16 protein-coding genes are annotated in these 16,131 nt (G+C 67.5%); 11 read left to right on the forward strand and 5 right to left on the reverse strand.

Annotation, left to right across the window (positions count from 1 at the left end; translation table 11 throughout):
- The first annotated feature begins 280 nt into the window (after positions 1–280).
- The gene (locus QH470_RS15495) at positions 281–535 is read left to right on the forward strand and encodes a hypothetical protein (protein ID WP_280273058.1); all 255 of its coding nucleotides are present in this window, start codon (positions 281–283) and stop codon (positions 533–535) included.
- Positions 536–1,086: 551 nt separating this feature from the next.
- Here the strand turns inward: QH470_RS15495 and QH470_RS15500 are convergent.
- On the reverse strand, positions 1,087–2,433 hold the full coding sequence (locus QH470_RS15500) for an NsdA family TPR-like regulatory protein (protein ID WP_280273059.1): 1,347 nt from the start codon (positions 2,431–2,433) through the stop codon (positions 1,087–1,089).
- 187 nt (positions 2,434–2,620) lie between these two features.
- Between QH470_RS15500 and QH470_RS15505 the strand changes: the two genes are divergently transcribed.
- Together QH470_RS15505 and QH470_RS15510 are read left to right on the forward strand one after the other, a co-directional pair.
- Positions 2,621–3,280 (forward strand): hypothetical protein, encoded by a 660-nt coding sequence (locus tag QH470_RS15505; protein ID WP_280273060.1) that lies wholly within the window; start codon positions 2,621–2,623, stop codon positions 3,278–3,280.
- 301 nt (positions 3,281–3,581) lie between these two features.
- Entirely contained in the window at positions 3,582–4,088 is a 507-nt protein-coding gene (locus QH470_RS15510) for a hypothetical protein (protein ID WP_280273061.1), read from the forward strand.
- A gap of 15 nt (positions 4,089–4,103) precedes the next feature.
- Here the strand turns inward: QH470_RS15510 and QH470_RS15515 are convergent, their stop codons facing one another.
- The gene (locus QH470_RS15515) at positions 4,104–5,228 is read right to left on the reverse strand and encodes a hypothetical protein (protein WP_280273062.1); all 1,125 of its coding nucleotides are present in this window, start codon (positions 5,226–5,228) and stop codon (positions 4,104–4,106) included.
- 167 nt (positions 5,229–5,395) lie between these two features.
- Positions 5,396–5,986: a CHAP domain-containing protein gene (locus tag QH470_RS15520; RefSeq protein WP_280273063.1), complete on the reverse strand. Its 591-nt coding sequence runs from the start codon at positions 5,984–5,986 to the stop codon at positions 5,396–5,398.
- Positions 5,987–6,461: 475 nt separating this feature from the next.
- Here QH470_RS15520 and QH470_RS15525 point away from each other — a divergent pair, with 475 nt between their 5' ends.
- From QH470_RS15525 to QH470_RS15545, 5 genes are read left to right on the forward strand one after another with little or no spacing between them, the layout of a single operon-like run.
- The gene (locus QH470_RS15525; RefSeq protein WP_280273072.1) at positions 6,462–7,112 is read left to right on the forward strand and encodes an ABC transporter permease; all 651 of its coding nucleotides are present in this window, start codon (positions 6,462–6,464) and stop codon (positions 7,110–7,112) included.
- On the forward strand, positions 7,105–8,289 hold the full coding sequence (locus tag QH470_RS15530; RefSeq protein WP_280273064.1) for an ABC transporter ATP-binding protein: 1,185 nt from the start codon (positions 7,105–7,107) through the stop codon (positions 8,287–8,289). Before QH470_RS15525 ends, QH470_RS15530 begins: the two co-directional genes overlap by 8 nt.
- A complete protein-coding gene (locus QH470_RS15535; RefSeq protein WP_280273065.1) occupies positions 8,286–9,044 on the forward strand; it encodes an ABC transporter permease in 759 nt (252 codons plus the stop codon). The genes QH470_RS15530 and QH470_RS15535 overlap by 4 nt, the downstream gene beginning before the upstream one ends.
- On the forward strand, positions 9,041–10,054 hold the full coding sequence (locus QH470_RS15540; RefSeq protein ID WP_280273066.1) for a glycine betaine ABC transporter substrate-binding protein: 1,014 nt from the start codon (positions 9,041–9,043) through the stop codon (positions 10,052–10,054). Before QH470_RS15535 ends, QH470_RS15540 begins: the two co-directional genes overlap by 4 nt.
- A 32-nt stretch (positions 10,055–10,086) precedes the next feature.
- Positions 10,087–10,809 carry a helix-turn-helix domain-containing protein gene (locus QH470_RS15545; protein ID WP_280273067.1) on the forward strand — a complete coding sequence of 241 codons (723 nt, stop codon included), beginning with the start codon at positions 10,087–10,089 and terminating at the stop codon, positions 10,807–10,809.
- Between the two features lie 4 nt (positions 10,810–10,813).
- Here QH470_RS15545 and QH470_RS15550 read toward each other — a convergent pair whose 3' ends face one another.
- A complete protein-coding gene (locus QH470_RS15550; protein WP_280273068.1) occupies positions 10,814–11,329 on the reverse strand; it encodes a hypothetical protein in 516 nt (171 codons plus the stop codon).
- 219 nt (positions 11,330–11,548) lie between these two features.
- Between QH470_RS15550 and QH470_RS15555 the strand changes: the two genes are divergently transcribed.
- Positions 11,549–12,247, forward strand: a complete 699-nt coding sequence (locus tag QH470_RS15555) for a respiratory nitrate reductase subunit gamma (RefSeq protein WP_280273069.1) — start codon at positions 11,549–11,551, stop codon at positions 12,245–12,247.
- Here QH470_RS15555 and QH470_RS15560 read toward each other — a convergent pair.
- Positions 12,244–13,614, reverse strand: a complete 1,371-nt coding sequence (locus QH470_RS15560; protein ID WP_425302675.1) for an ABC1 kinase family protein — start codon at positions 13,612–13,614, stop codon at positions 12,244–12,246. The genes QH470_RS15555 and QH470_RS15560 overlap by 4 nt on opposite strands.
- A gap of 197 nt (positions 13,615–13,811) precedes the next feature.
- On the opposite strand from QH470_RS15560, the gene QH470_RS15565 reads away from it, so the two are divergent.
- Together QH470_RS15565 and QH470_RS15570 are read left to right on the forward strand one after the other, a co-directional pair.
- Entirely contained in the window at positions 13,812–14,441 is a 630-nt protein-coding gene (locus QH470_RS15565; protein WP_280273070.1) for a TetR/AcrR family transcriptional regulator, read from the forward strand.
- Positions 14,442–14,701: 260 nt separating this feature from the next.
- Positions 14,702–16,024 (forward strand): PucR family transcriptional regulator, encoded by a 1,323-nt coding sequence (locus QH470_RS15570; RefSeq protein ID WP_280273071.1) that lies wholly within the window; start codon positions 14,702–14,704, stop codon positions 16,022–16,024.
- The last annotated feature ends 107 nt before the right edge of the window (positions 16,025–16,131 follow it).

The following is a 16,131-nucleotide window of genomic DNA, read 5'->3' on the forward strand; positions in this document are numbered from 1 at the left end:
GGGGGGGGGGCGTCGGCGGGGGCGGGGCGCCCCGCCCCCCCCCCCCCCCCCCCCCCCCCCCCCCAACCAACACCCCCCCCCCCCCGGCCCCCAAAAACCCCGCCGCAGCGAAGCGGAGGCCAAAAATACAGCCGTCCCACCCCACAACCACGCCAACCAGCAACCGCCCCAACCCCCCACCCCTCTTCGATGATCGCCGAGTCACCCCTGGAATTATCGGTTGTTGCCATGCCACGTCCGCTGATAGAACAGTGTGAGATCCCGCAACAGAAGGAACCCAATGAGCCGAACAATTCCCGCGACTACCGCCCCGGTACGCCGCACCCTGGTCGTAGCGCTCATCACCGCGGCGATCGGAGCACCGAGCGCAGTGACGGCGGTTGCCGAGGCGCAGCCGACTCCGGATGACGGCTTTTGCATCGATGAAAACACACGCGTACACAACGGCTTACGCATCAATGACCCCACCTGCATTCACGACCACAGCCGCTTCCACAATCACGAGCGCTTCCACATTCCGCCAACTCATCCGTAAACCCGGCAACCTCCCAAAGCCAGAATGGCCACCCCGACAGCTACTTCGAAGCCAAGCCGCCAGTAGAACCGTAGGTTGCGCTCATCCGAGGTTTCCAGAAACGCCCCGTCGTCTTGGGAGGCGTCCACTCCCAACGCCTCGCTAGCACGGAGTACCAACATCGCGCCAATGCTGGATCGGGCACAAATTCCGTGATGCCACGTGCCCGGTTATTCAGTCGCCCAACAGAATTCGTTCCTTGAGAAGGTCGGTTTCCGCGCGGCCGAACATCGGCCGCTCGAGCACCTTGATGCGGTTGACGCGCCCACACCTACACGCGGTCGATACGCCCTGATGCGACCACTGCCGCCTACTTACACGATGCAGGCTACGGCCACCCGGACATCGAGTCTCACCCGATCGACGGCGCACGGCTACCGCGATCGCGGCTATTCGCAAATCGTGTGCCACATGGGCCGCGCCGATCCCGTACAGGGTCCCCGCACCGATGGATGCAGTCGTGTCTGCTGCGCACCAGCCCGCGCATCCGACCCACTCCTGATACCCGAATGTCAGACCAGCTGTAGCGCTTTCATCTCGGCATCAAGCCTCCGAGCGATCTCCGAACCAGGCGCCCGCATATGCACCAGAGTGCGAGCGTTGTGCAGTTGCCCAGAGACTCGGGCAGACCCCGCAGCCGCCTCGGCTTTGGCACCCGCCAGAATCTCGGAAACGCCGGCGTCGAGGTTCCCGGCATCGACATGGATAGTGCCGAGCAGGATATGGGAAGCCGCACGATCGCGGACGGCCTGCAACCGCAGCGATTCCTCTGCGGCTCGAACGGCCGCGGTGAGGTCGCCGATCTGGTGCAACGCCTTCGCTCGCATACGGGCGATGTGCCCGGGTGTACAGAAGTAGGCCAGCGACTGCTCGGGGTTACGTGGGTTGGCCACGTCGAATCCGTCCGCACGGGTCAACGCGGCCCGGGTATCGGATGCGTGCCCTGCCTTCGCGTTCGCGAGCGCAGCGATGCCGGCAATGTGCGCGCACAGCAGCGGGTCGCCGGACCGAGAGGCGCGCCGCTCGGCGGCGGCGGCCTGGTCGGCAGCGACGGATGCCCGGCCGATTTCCTCGGTCATACCTGACCATTCCGCCATCGCCATCGCACCCGCAGCGTCATCGTCGACTTCATCCGCGGCGTCGCGTGCAATCTCGAAATGCTCCGCTGCCATTTCGGCACGGCCCAGATCGAACAGCTGCCAGCCCGCCGACGTGGATATCTTGCTGCGCAACGATTTCAGCCGATGCTCCAACGGGTCTCGCGTTCCGGTGAGCAACGCCTCAGCGATATCAACTTGGGTCAGGGTTGTCCGGATCGCGGCTTGGGGGCCAAGCAGATCGTCCTGAAGCCGCGCCTGGTTGAGCATTGCCTCGATGCTGTCGAGCACCGCGGCATCAGCGCGCCGAGGCGCCGTGACGGCGCGGATGGTTCGTTCCACCTCGTCAGAGCTGAGCGCAGCCGTGATCGCGGGCGCTGCTGCCGTCAGGACGGCGATTGCTCTCATCAGCTCTCGGCGCTGCACCTCGTCAACCTCCTCGCCACCCCAATTCCAGCGTAGGGCAGCTTCAACACCCGTACCAGTTTGCGAGATTTTCGCTCTCGCCGCGCGAGGGTTGTACAACCCTAGTTCCGCAGCCGTGGCCTGAAATGTCTGCTCCAAGGCTCGGCGGTATCCCGTCGTCGGCCACCTCGTCGTTCCGCTCACGAGACGCCGTATCGTTTCGTCGTCGTACGCACCCGGTTTGCCGGTGATCTGCTCGTACGCGGCGTTTACCCGCTCGGCAACTTCCCGCCGCTTCCAGTCACGCTGCTCGATCAGTCGTTCGAGCCGGCGATTTCTCCGGTCTGGCGAATCCATCGGATGTCCTCCCCCACATCTATCCAGACAGTAATGCGAAACGGCACCCCGCAACTTCGTTCCAGGAAGTTGCGGGTGAAGTTGCCCTACCGCTACCAACTCTCCCCGATCAGGCTCAAATCTGTGCCCCAGATGGGAAATTCACCCGCTGGTGACGTAACCGGACCCGCCGAGCTGAGAGGAAGTCATGGGTTCCGACGAAGAGAACGTGGCCAAGCCCACCGCCGCATGCCTGGTCCGAAGCGACGTGTCGGGCCTCGAAACGCCCCGGAACGCGATACTCGCGCAGGATCACGCCGCCGAGCTGGGGTACATCTGCCTCTACACGGTGCGCCCACCCGCAGACCATCCGGACCCGATCGGGTACGGGTTGGGAATCGCCGCGGGCCTCGGCGTCGATGCGATCGTCGCGTACGACCTCGACACGATCGACAACATGCCGTCCAGGATCTGTGAGTCGTTCATTCTGGAGACAGTCCGACCGCCGAACACGTGGCCCGTTGCGCTTCCGAGCCCCGCGGACCGTGAACACACCTATCTCGACCATCCACTCACCGTGGCGGAAGCCCAGCGAATCATGCAGCAGCACATCGGATGTCGTGCTGATTCCTGTCGGCGCAAGTCGAGCGCGTACAGGTGCCTGGTGCGGGAGGGCAAGATCGTCCCGCCGGTGGAGACGCTGCGTGAGCGAGCCGCGGCGCGAGGTATCCCGTACTGGTCGTCGGCCGCATCGTTGCCGCCGTCCGGCGTTGATATTCAGATGTTGATAGCCGTGCTCGATGGGCTGGCGGCCGATGCGGAAGAACATGTGTTTTCGGTTCGGTTGTCGCCCGGTTCCGAGGGGTAGGTCGGACCATGGGCTGGTGGCGCAAGGACATGGCCGGTCGGACAGTGGACGAAATCCGAGAGCGGCTCGCGCGTGAGCAGCAGGCAGTTGATTGGACGCATCAGGCCCCGGCTGAGCCACTGACTACGAACCACGCACATCGGATCATGCAGCAGCACCGGGACTGCCCAGTGGAGGACTGCCCACGAAGGAGCGCTGCGTGGTACACGCTTGTCCGAGCCGGGAAGATCAAGCCTGACAGTGGACGAAACTATTAGGCTCCCAGCCCGACTCACACCACCGCGAAGAGAGGCAGCCGGACGTGACTGATGATCAACTCGGGTTCGACATTCCCATCGAAACCTCCGCCGAGAAGACACCTTGGCAGGAATGGGTCGACCCTGATCGACAGGATCGGCAGGCACGGGCGTTTCTCCGTCGTGCGGAACTCGGGCCACTACCTCCTACTCCGTGGGAACGTTACGGCGACGACATGGGCATTACGAAGCTCAATGACGTTGTGTATGAGCTGTTTCCGACTGTGGAAGCAGTGAGCGCTCCCTCCAATCGAGAGATTGCCGATGAATTGGTATGCCTGATCGGTGCGTGGTTCGCGAATTATCGCGGCGCGGAATGGGTGGAGGTGGCGGGGCTACCTCCCGGCACTTACGCCGATACCACAGCATTCCATCTTTACCGCGACTTCCGACCCGCCCTCGCATTCACCGATTTCGGTCCGAGAACATTCACTGCCGAATTTCTCGTCGACCACATCATCGGTGGGGATCGTGAATTCTTCGATATCGCAGTCGATATCGATCATCTGTAATGAGGGGCCGCCGCCCTACACAGAGTCGATACGACTCTCCACGTCGATGGTGCGCCCGGCAGGGTCAGCCAACTCGCCCCGGATAACCGCCGCGACCTGCGTAGCGATCTGCTGTCGAATATGCCCGACCCGCCCCAGCGCCTTGGCCCGCCACCCCTCGGCCCGCAGGTCGACGGAGATGGTGTCGGGGTCGGGGGCGGAAGTGTCGATGACGATCAGCAGGGGGTCGGCGGCGCGGGCTACGAGGACGAGCGGAATTTCCACCTCGGCCCGGTAGCGGTTGGCTTTGAGCACGTCGACGGTGATGTCCAACCCCACGGGGATCACCAGATCGAACGACACCGGATCCACGCCCTCCCGCTCTGCCAGACGCGGCACCCGAACCGCGCCCTTCACCTCCACGGTCGCCGCCTCGCGCGGCCCGGTGCGCAGCGGCCCGATCTCGATGGCCCGCCCGGCGAGCCGATCCACCACCTCGCGCACCCGCCCCGCGGTAACGATGAGCGGGAAGAACCGCCGACCGAACTCGTCGTAGCCGATCCAGTCGAAGCTCTCGCGCGCCAGATGCTCGGACCGCGTGCCGTTCATGATCGCCTCGACATCGAACACCCGTCCGCGCCGCGCGGCGGGGTCGGCGAGGATGGCGTTGAGCCGGTTGGCGACCTCGCGCTGCACCAGCACCGCGATCGGATCCAGCAACAGTTCGAAAGCCGCGCCGATGGCCTGGGCCCGCACCACGAAGCTGACGTCGCGCGCGCTGACCCGTGGAATGTCGATGACGATCAGCAGCGGCGCCGCGGTGCGGGCGTGCAACGTCAGGTCGATCTCGACGATCGCCTCCAGCCGCAGCCGCTGGCCGCCCAGGGTAATGGTGACGTGCAGCGATACCGGTACCCGCACCTCGAAGGTGACCTGCGGCCCGCTGCGCGCGATGACCGGTTTGCCCACGCTGCCCTCGGCGACGAACCCGGCCAGCCCGGCGGGACCGACCGAGAACGGGCCGATCGTCATCCCGCGCCCGGCCATCCCGGACACCGCGGCCTCGATGCGCGCCCGCGTCACCGCGTGCCGGACGAAACGCTCACCGAACTCCGCGTAATCGATCCAGGTGGATGGGTCTTGCCGAATGGACTGTCGCATGAACTCCCTCGCCGTGCGATGCAGATCCCCGCCCTGCCGATGAGGGGACAGCAGGACAGGGACCGCGACGGCGGCGCTGCCGGGCACCGCCGGGTTCATCGTAGGCCGAGATGTGCGCGATGCACCTCACCCACCAGTCGGTAATAGCCCCCGCGGGCGGAAACGTTTCATGAACGACCGAACCCGACCATACCCGGTACCTCGGCCCGGACGTAATGGTGAATCCTGATATCGCCCTGCTCGTTTCCGCCGATCGTGGTGAGGGTGGTGGCGTCGGCGGCGAGCACGATGTTGGTGTGCTGACCGAACGGGCTGCTGCCGTCGTAGAGCACCACATCGCCGGTGCGGGGCAGGTAGCCGGAATCGGCGGGTGCGAACCGCTGCTCGGACTCGTAATACTCCTGGAGCGTGTAGACGCCGGGTATGCGCCACGACCCCGAGTTCGGGTTCGCCAGCGGCATTCCGGCCTCCCGGAGCACCCAGCTGACGAAGTCGGCGCACCATGCCTCCTCGACGCCTTCGGCGTATTTGCGCCCGTCGCCGGGGTGGGCGTACTCGGCGCGCGCCACGGCGACGATCCGAGCCCGGCCGGGGTCCAACCCGGAGGAGTCGATATCGGGAAAGTCCGTGAGCCGCTCACCGGCGATCGGCCGCGGGCTCGAACTCTGCTGCCACCACACCGCCCCACCCGCCGCGACAACGGCGAGCACGAATACCACCCCCGCCACGAGCCACCGCGATCGCGTGCGTCCTGTCATCTCCGCTCCCTCCCCAAGGCCGTCACAGAGTAAGACGACGGAGAGAGCGCCTAGGTTCCCGATGCGGTGACAGTGAATGAAACCGGCGGTCGGTGAGAGCGCATCGACCGCCGGCCCGCTGCCGCCGGAGCGGCCGCACACCCTATCGGCACGTGCCGTCCGCACCGGCATGATGCGGTCGTCTGCTCGTGCCGTCCCCGCCGGGCACCACTGGCCGCACTGCGTAGGACGGCCAGGTGAGCATCCCGAGCCGCCGGGCCGACCGTCAAGGGGCAAAGCTGTCCCAATTTGTCCCGGTTGCGCCATCGTTCGACGCCCGCCGACGGATCGACCAGGGCCGCAGCCCAATCCGCCGCGGTACCCGAGAGCGTCCGGACCGGATGGCGCTACCGCGACAAACCCTCGGAAATGCCATACCGTCCCTGCTGTGTCGCTACACTCTGCCCGGACGTCGAGGATGCGGGAGGGCTAAACCCTGGACACGCTGTGGACCTTCGTCGTCGACCATCGAAATCAACTGCTGACCGACTCCTACCTGCATATCTCCGCGGTCGTGCAGTCGGTGCTGCTCGCCACCGTGGTGGCCGTGCTGGTCGGCATCGCGGTGCATCGCAGTCCGTGGGGTTCGGCGCTGTCCACGGCGGCCGCCAGCATCATCCTGACGGTTCCCTCGTTCGCCCTGCTGGGCCTGCTCATTCCCGCCCTCGGCCTGGGCGTCGCGCCGACCATCGTGGCCTTGGTGCTGTACGCGCTGCTGCCGATCCTGCGCAACACCATCATCGGCCTGGCCGACGTCGACCCGGCCGTCGCCGACGCCGCGCGCGGCGTGGGCATGAATCGCCTGCGCATCCTGGCCCGCATCGAGTTGCCGCTGGCCTGGCCGTCGATCCTGGCCGGCATCCGGGTCAGCGCCCAGTTGAGCATGGGCATTCTCGCCATGGCCGCCTACGCCAAGGGGCCGGGGCTGGGCAACCTGATCTTCTCCGGCCTGGCCCGGCTCGGCAGCCCGACCGCGGTGCCGATGGCGCTGACCGGCACGGTGCTGATCATCGTGCTGGCGCTGGTGCTCGACGCCGTACTCGTCCTCGTCGGCCGTCTCACCACTCCGAGGGGAATTCGTGACTGATACCGCGCCCGCCGCCGAGCATCCCCCCGCCGAGATCGTGCTCGACTCGGTGACCAAACACTATCCGGGACAACGCGACCCGGCCGTGGACAACATCTCGCTCACCATTCCCGCCGGTGAGATCGTGGTGTTCGTGGGCCCGTCGGGCTGCGGCAAGACCACCACCATGCGCATGATCAACCGGCTCATCGAGCCGACCTCCGGCACCATCACCATCGCCGGGCGCGACGTGACCGCGGTGAACGCCGACCAGCTGCGCCGGCAGGTCGGCTACTCGATCCAGCAGGCCGGGCTGTTCCCGCACATGACGGTGGCGCGCAATATCGCGACGGTGCCCGGACTGCTCGGCTGGAATCGCGCCCGAATCGCCGCCCGCGTCGACGAGATGCTCGAACTGGTCGGGCTGGACCCCGGCACCTTCCGCAACCGCTATCCGCGCCAGCTGTCCGGCGGGCAGCAGCAGCGCGTCGGCGTGGCCCGCGCGCTGGCCGCCGACCCGCCGGTGCTGCTGATGGACGAGCCGTTCGGCGCCGTCGACCCGATCACCCGCGGCCTGCTGCAGGACGAGTTGCTGCGCCTGCAGGCCGAACTGCACAAGACGATCGTGTTCGTCACCCACGATTTCAACGAGGCGGTCAAGCTCGGCGACCGGATCGCCGTGCTGGGCAATCAATCCCGGATCCTTCAGTACGACACCCCCGCCGCCGTCCTGGCCGAACCGGCCGACGAGACCGTGGCCGGATTCGTCGGCGCCGACGCCGCGCTCAAGCAGCTCACGCTGGTCCGGGTGCAGGACGTCGATCTCGGGCAGTGCCCCACCGCCGTCGAGACGGACGACGTGGAACCGCTGCGCGAAGCGCTCGCCGCGCGGGAGTGGAAATGGGGCCTCGTGCTCGACGCCCAGCGCCGCCCGCTGCGGTGGGTCTCGGACGCGCTGCTGGCCCAGGCCACATCGCTGCAGGCGGTCGGGCTGCCCGTCACCGGCACGGTCGCGCTGCGCTCGTCGCTGCAGGGGGCGCTCGAGGTGCTGCTGGCCGAGAGCAACGCCCACGCCGTCGTGACCGGCCGCCGCGGCGAATACGCGGGCCTGATCACCATCGACACCCTGGTGGCGCACCTGTCCGAGATGCGCGCCGAACACACCAGCGCCACCACCGAACCGGGCCCGCAACCATGAGCGTCGCCACTCGCCACCCGGAGCGACGGGCCGAACGCATCCGCTTGTTCGCCCAGCCGGTGCTGGCGCTCGCGCTGGCCGTCGGCGTGCTCTGGTGGGGATTCGGCCGGACACTGACCGCCACCCAGCAGGCCAGCATGAACGCCGACAATATCGCCACCGCCACCCGCCAGCACCTGGTCATCACCCTGACCGTCATCGTGATCGTCGTGGTGGTGGCGGTGCCGCTGGGCACGCTGCTGACCCGCGGCCGGTACCGGCGGGTGGCGCCGCTGTTCGTCGGGATCGCGAATCTGGGTTCGGCCGCGCCCACGATCGGCCTGATCGTGCTGACCTACCTGTGGACCGAGAAGACCGGCTTCTGGGTCGGCGTCGGGCCGATCGCGTTGTATTCGCTGCTCCCGGTGCTGCGCAACACCATCCTGGGCTATCAGCAGGTGGACCCGACGCTCGTGGACGCCGGGCGCGGCCAGGGCATGTCGGCCGTTACCGTGTTGCGCCGCATCGAGTTTCCGCTCGCGGTGCCCTACATACTGGCGGGACTGCGCACCTCGCTGGTGCTGGCGGTCGGCACCGCGACGCTGTCGTTCCTGGTCAGCGCGGGCGGTCTGGGCATCCTGATCGACACCGGCTACAAGCTGCGCGACAACGTGACGCTGTGGGTGGGCGCCCTGCTCGCCGTCGCCCTGGCACTCCTGGTGGACTGGCTCGGCGCCCTCGCGGAACGATTCCTCGGACCGAGGGGGCTGCGATGAGCACTCCGGGCCAGCGCACGACGACACGGCGGCCTATCTCTGTGTGGGGCAAGGCGATCGCCGCGCTGGCCGCGGTCGGGTTGCTGTTGTGCGGTTGCGGGCTGGAGGCGGGCGGGGCGGTGCCGCTGCGGGTCGGGCCCGGCAGCATCCAGCCCGTCCCGGAACTCGACGGTGTGCGAATCATCGTGGGCTCCAAGGACTTCACCGAGCAGATCATCCTGGGCTACCTGATCGAATTCGCCCTCACCGCGGCCGGCGCGGAGGTCCGCGATCTCACCGCCATCACCGGTTCCAACAGCCTGCGCGATGCCCAGCTGCACGGCCAGGTCGACGTCGCGTTCGACTACACCGGCACCGGCTGGATCAACTATCTCGGCAACGAGAACCCGGTCCCCGACTCGGTCGCGCAGTTCGAGGCGGTGCGCGACCAGGATCGCGCCGAGCACGGCATGGTGTGGGCCGACCTCGCGCCGATGAACAACACCTACGCGCTCGTCACCAGCGCCCCGGCCCAGCAGCGGACCGGCGCCACCACCCTGTCGGACTACGCCCGCCTGGTGAACACCGATCCCGGCACCGGATCCACCTGCGTCGGTACGGAATTCAGCGTCCGGCAGGACGGCTTCCCCGGCCTGGTGCGCAAGTACGGCGTCGATACGGGCAAGGTGCACAAGCAGGTCATGCAGGATTCGCTGGTGTACCCGGCGACGGCCGGCGGCACCTGCCAGTTCGGTTCGGTGGCGGCGACCGACGGTCGCATCCCGGCACTGGACCTGAAACTGCTCGACGACGACCTGAAGTTCTTCCCGAAGTACAACGCGGCGCTGGTGATGCGGGAGTCCTTCGCCACCGCTCATCCGCAGGTCGCCGAGGTCATGGCCCCGATAACGCGACTGCTGACCAACGAGAGCATCACCGAGCTCAATCGCAAGGTGGACGTCGAGGGCCAGGAGCCGGCCGACGTCGCCCGCGACTGGCTGGTCGCGCAGGGGTTCGTCACCGCACGCTGAAAACGATTCGCTGCCCGGCGGAGGAGGTGTCAGTGGCCGCAGCACATTCGGCGATCGCCGCCTACCTGCGTGAACGCCGAGAAGCGGCCGCTCTGACCCGCGCCGAGCTGGCCCAGCGAGCGGGCCTGTCCGCGGCGCTGATCCAGAAGATCGAGCAGGGCACCCGGGCGCCGACCTCGACCGCCCTGGGCGCCATCTTCGACGTGCTGCGCGTGCCGGCGCAGATGCGCGATCACGTGCTGTATCTGCTGCAGAAGGATCTCACCGACACCGAACCCGGCTGCGAGACACCCGAATCCGCGGATCTCACCTTCCTGCACAGCCTGCCGTACCCGGCCTGCTTCCAGACCATCCCCGGCCACGAGCTGATCGCCGTGAACGACGCCTACCGGGACGTGTTCCCCGGCCTGGAGCCGGGATCCAACATCATCATGTGGATGATGCTCGATCCCGTTGCCCGGCAGGTGATGCCGAGCTGGGAGCGCGAGGCCAGGCTGATGGTCTACTCGTTCCGGGTGATGGCGCCCGGACTGGTCGACCCGGCGCGCATCGAGGAGATCGTACGAGTGTGCCGCAAGGCGCCGGAGTGGGAACGGCTGTGGGCCGCCGAGGTGCCGCCGGAGGACATTCCCCGCGCACCGGTCCCGCTGCGCTCACCCGGTTCCGGGACGGTGCGGTTCATGCACGTACACCTGCTCAAGTTCGAGCTGCCCCGGCGGCCGTGGTGGATCTATTCGCTGGTGCCCGCCGAGTGAGCCCTCAGGCGACGGCCGTGCGCAGCGCCAGCCAGCCGCCGCCCGGCTCGGCGAATCCGTGGTACATCAGCGGAATGCGTTGGTCCACACCGAAATAGCGGTACACGGCCAGCATCGCCTGCCGGACCGAGTAGTCCTCGAAGTCGTCGATGCGGCGCGGGCCGATCGGATGTTCGGGCAGCATCGATAGTCGCGCCAGTTCGGCCGGATCACCGGTGTCCAGCCCGAGCGGGCCGTCGGCGATGTAGTGGTCGTGGTACACGGTGCGCAGTCCGGGAGCGGACGCGTGGGCCGAGTCGAATTCGAGCAGCCGGGGCCGGGCGCCGGGCAGGTGCCGCGCCTCGACCGACGCGATCAGTTCCGGGTCCGGGCGGGGCGCGTCGTCGACCGGCGCCTGCTCCAGCAGGTGCAGCATGCAGGCCCCACGCACGCGCGGCTCGGGGACGAGGAACAGGCTGATCATCGGCGCACGGGACGCCGACCCGGTCAGGCAGATTCTGGTGTGCGACGGATCCGACATAGCGGGCTCCTGGGGACGAGGGCCGTTACCCACTTCGAATGGTGCCACAATTCCACCGGCACCAGCGCGGATTCGCCGGAGTGGGCATTCCTCCGGCGATTGGGGGTCCGGGTGTGCCGATGGCACGCGCCGGTAGGTGTCTTTGGTCCCTAGCTCGGGGTTTGCTCCTCTGCGAGCGTGTGCACCAGTTCCCCTCACTCCGGAAGGCGATGACGGACCGTGCCGGTTCTGCTCTGGATCGTCCTGCCCTACGGCGCACTTATGTCTTTCGTATTCGGCAATGTGTGGCGATATCGCTACGACCGATTCCAGCCGGCGGGTTGCGGACCGGACATCGACCGGATGGAACGCTACGGCGCCGATGCCTTTCGCGTCGGGACGGTCCTCGTGCTGGCCGCCCGCGCCACCGATGTCATCGCCTCCGGACCGCACGACCATCCGCGCGGCGCCCTGCACGGAATCCTCGTCGTGGTCGAGATGGTGGCGGGGCCGACCGCCGCGGCCGGGGCCGTACTGGTGTTCCTGCCGCCGATGATCGCCGGCGCCCATCGCGCTCCGGTCACCCCGCTGGACCGGTTGACGCTCCCGGTCCTCACCGCCGTCGCGCTGTCCGGCATCCTGGTCCGCGTCGACCCGAATTACACCAGCGGCAATTACCGTCTCGCGGAAACCCTGTTCCCTTGGGCCCGTTCGCTTTTCACCCTGCACCCGAATCCCGCGGCGATGGCCCACGCTTCCGCCCTGTACCAGTTCCGAGCCCTGATCGTGCTCCTGCTGATCGGTATCTGGCCCTACACCCGCCTCGCCGGAATCTTCGCGGGCCCGGTGGTCCGCTACGCCGGCAGACGCCGCGCCGACCTCGCCCGGCTCGTGCCCCTGCCCGGCAATTCGGGCATCGGTTTCCGAAGCCGCGGCTAGCGGCTCGCCCGCCACTGGGCAGTGGCTCGGCCGATTTCGGTCGTCGGGGGTTCGTGGTAGAGCCATTCGCGGGCCAGGCGGTGCCAATTGTTGGTGCAGACGAGTTGGCCGAGGGCGGCGAAGGTGAACAGGTCGGCGCGGCGGGAGAAGACATGCTCGGCGGGCAGGTGCTGCCGGCGCATGCCGCGGAAGCTGGCCGCGCGCGGGTCGATGGCGAGAACCACTGCGCCGGTGGCGAGTTCGGGCGTGATGGTGATCTCCTCGTCGAGCAGGTGCCAGCCGGCCGCCGCCCAGACGTACTCCATGCATTCCTGCGGGGACACGCCCGCGTCCGGGTCGATGATGCCGCGGCCGACCCACATGTCGTACAGGTCCGAGGCCCGTTGTTCGCACGCCGTGCGCATGGCCGTGCGCTCGGCCTCCACGAATACCCCGTCCATGGTGTTGTAGAGCCCGAAATCTACGAAGGCGAGCCGGCCGTCGGCGGCGAGCAGGATATTGCCGGGATGCGGATCGCCGCAGAATTCGTAGTCGGCGAAGATGGGCGTGATGTAGAAGCGATAGATCAACTCACCGATCCGGTCCCGGTCGGCCTCAGGCAATTGCCGCATCTCCGAAAACGATTTGCCCGCGACGAATTCCGTCACGAGTACGTGCGGCCCACAGCATTCCTCGACGCTGTCGGGAACGGTGATGAACGGATGATCCCGGTAGCGCGTCGCCACCCGGTGCTGCGTCCGCGCCTCGCGCACGTAGTCGAGTTCGGTGCCGATATTGCGCGCGATCTCGTCCAGCACGTCCTCGTCGGCCGCGCTCGGCAGAATGGACTTCCACAACCTGCTGATCATGGCCAGATTGCGCATATCCGATTCGACGGCCTCGTCCACGCCCGGATACTTCACCTTGACCGCGACCGTGCGGCCGTCGCGCAGCGTGGCCCGATATACCTGGCCGATCGAGGCGGCCGCGACCGGGGTCTCGTCGAAATCGGCGAAAACCCGTCCGAGCGGCCCGAGATCGGCCTCGAGCACCGCCCGCATCTGCTCGAACGGCACCGTCGGCGCCTGGTCGCGGAGTTCGGCGAGTTTGACGCGGAACATCTCGCGATGCGATTCCGGCAGCAGATCGACGTCGAGCACCGAGAGCATCTGCCCCAATTTCATCGCCGCGCCCTTCATCGCGCCGAGCACCGTGACGAATTGCTGCGCCGCCTGCAGCGTGGCCCGTTCGGCGAGAACCTGCCGGGCCTGCTCGGGACGTCCGATCATGGACAGCCGGGTCCCGACCCCGCGGACGGCCTGCCCGGCCGCGAGCCGGCCCATTCTGCTCCCCCGCACGAAACGCCCCTTGGGCACTCGACCGGCCACTACCGCACCTCCACTGGCAACGCTGCCTGTTCCCGTTCACCCACATTCCACCCCATCGAGGCGGCACGGGGCCGGGAATCGGCAAGTACGGCGAACCGACCAACAGGTTCTCGGTGCGGATTCCGCCACGGTGCGGCGCGCACTGCGCTTAAACTGAGCGACGCTCATCTTCTATCGACAGCAGGCAGGAGAGCGCGATGCCGCCTAAGACCGCGGGACAGCGTCGTCGCCCGAGACAGGACCGTGCCAAGGCGACCAGGGAACACATCCTGGACACCGCCGCGCAACTCTTCGGTGAGCGCGGCATCGCCAACACCTCGACGAACCGGATCGCGGCGGAGGCCGGGGTCAGCATCGGCACGGTCTACCGATATTTCTCCGACCGTTCGGTCATCGTCGAGGAACTGCTCGGCCGGCTGCTGGAGAACGTCGAAAGACGTTTCACACAGCGGGTTTTCGGCATGTCGGACAAGCCGACCCTGGACATGGTCACCGGCATCCTCGAGGTCATCAGCGACGAACTGGTGGACAACGCGCAACTGGTGCGCGCCCTGGTGGCCGGCGTGCAGTTCTACAGCAGCGGCATTCCCGAGTTCGAACCCCGGCTGCGTCTGCTGGTCAAGGTGCTGGTCATCCAGATGCTCGGGCCGGGCGACGACCACGAGTACGACGTGATGACCTTCGTGCTGATCAACACCGGTTTCGCCGCGGTGCTGCGAGTGTCGGCCCTGGACGTCGACGCCCAGCAGCGCAAGGAGGCCATCGCGATGACCGCGCGCATGATCACCGCGATGGCCGAGGCGGAGATCAACTCCCGAGCGGCCTGAGCCGCGGACGACCACGAACGTACCGCAGCGTATGGATCGGCGGCCCAAAAGTGAGCCCGTGGCCAACTATCTCCCCGCAGAGCACTCCTCGACGCACGCCGTCGACCGCTGTTTTGCCTGATCAATCGGGATTTTTACGGCTGCCGAACAATCTTCAAAGAGGAGTAGAAGGTGAGCCGAAGCTCGGCTTACCGTTTGTGGCAGAGCAACAAGCGGGTGATACCCACCTCGTCTTACCAAAGGTGGAAGGAAGGTCGCCGATGAAAGCCGACATGTCCAACAGTCCCGGCCTGACGTATTCCGGGACGCCGTTCTCCACGCCGTTGAAGGACGTGCGGGCCCTGTCGCGTCAGATGGTGGGGCACTTCGTGGAAACCGTCGCACCGTGCCGAACCCTGCCCGGCGACGCGATCCACGGTGACGTCACCTCCATCACCCGGCTGTGCCTGGAGCTGGCGGTCAGCATGCTCGACGGTGCCGACGTGCCGGAGAAGACCCGGAAACTGGAGGACACCGCCGCGCAGTGGGCGCGCGAAGGCGTGCCGATCGACACCATCCACCACGCCATCCACGAGGGTTTCCGCCTCGGCCTCGATCTCGTCATCACCAGCGCCACCAACAGCTACCGGCGCACGGTCGACGGCGAGGAGCAGATGCTGGCGCTGCGACGCGACGACTACGACAATCTCGTCGGCGCCGCCAAGATGGTCGTCGACATGCTCGACACCATGACCACGGCGGTCTCGAAAGCCTATGTGCGCGAACTGCGCTCGGTGGTCAGCGAGCACCACACCGCGGTGCACACGCTCACCTCGGCGCTGCTCGGCGGGCGGCCCACCTCGACCATGGCTCGCGAATCCGGCATCGAGATCGCCGAGCAGTACCACGTGCTGGCCTTGGCGGTGCCGCCGCATCCCGAGGAGAACAACCCGATGCTGGACGGCGCGGTGGTCGCGCGCCGCAAGCTGCGGCGCATCCAGGCCGCGCTCGCCACCGGCCTGAACGGCGACGCCCCGCTGTCGCTGCTGAGCGTCGACGGCGGCACGCTGCTCATCCCCGCCACCCGGGAGACCGATCTCGATCAGCTGGTCGACGCGCTGTCGCAGGCGGCGCAGGTGGCGATCACCGCGACCGTCGTCACCTCCGACACCCACGACATCCCGGCCGCGGCCGACCGTGCCCATCAGCTGCTCGACATGGTGCACCGGCTCCGGCTGGTGCGCGGCCTGTACCGGTTCGACGATCTCGCGCTCGAGTACCAGCTCACCCGGCCCGGTCCCGGCCGCGAGCACCTGGGCACGCTGCTCGACCCGCTCGATCCGCATCCCGAGCTGCTGGACACCCTGCAACGGCACATCAGCAACAACCTGAACCGCCAGCGCACCGCGCACGCCCTGCACATCCATACCAACACGGTCGATTACCGGCTCAAACGCATCGCCACCCTGACCGGCTGCGACCCGACCCAGGCCAGCGGGCTGTGGTACCTGCGCAGCGCACTCGTGGCCCGCAGTTACCGGCACACCCAATCGTTCACGGCCGAATTGGCCGGTGGCCGAACGCCGTTGCGCGACAGGGCATGAGCCGTGGGGGGGGGGGGGGGGGGGGGGGGGGGCGGGGGGCGCCGGCGGCGGCGCGGAGGAGGGGGCGGCCGGGGGGGGGGGGGGGGGGGGGGGGGGGGGGGGGGGGG

This window comes from Nocardia wallacei (assembly GCF_029868745.1).
Lineage (GTDB): Bacteria > Actinomycetota > Actinomycetes > Mycobacteriales > Mycobacteriaceae > Nocardia > Nocardia wallacei_B.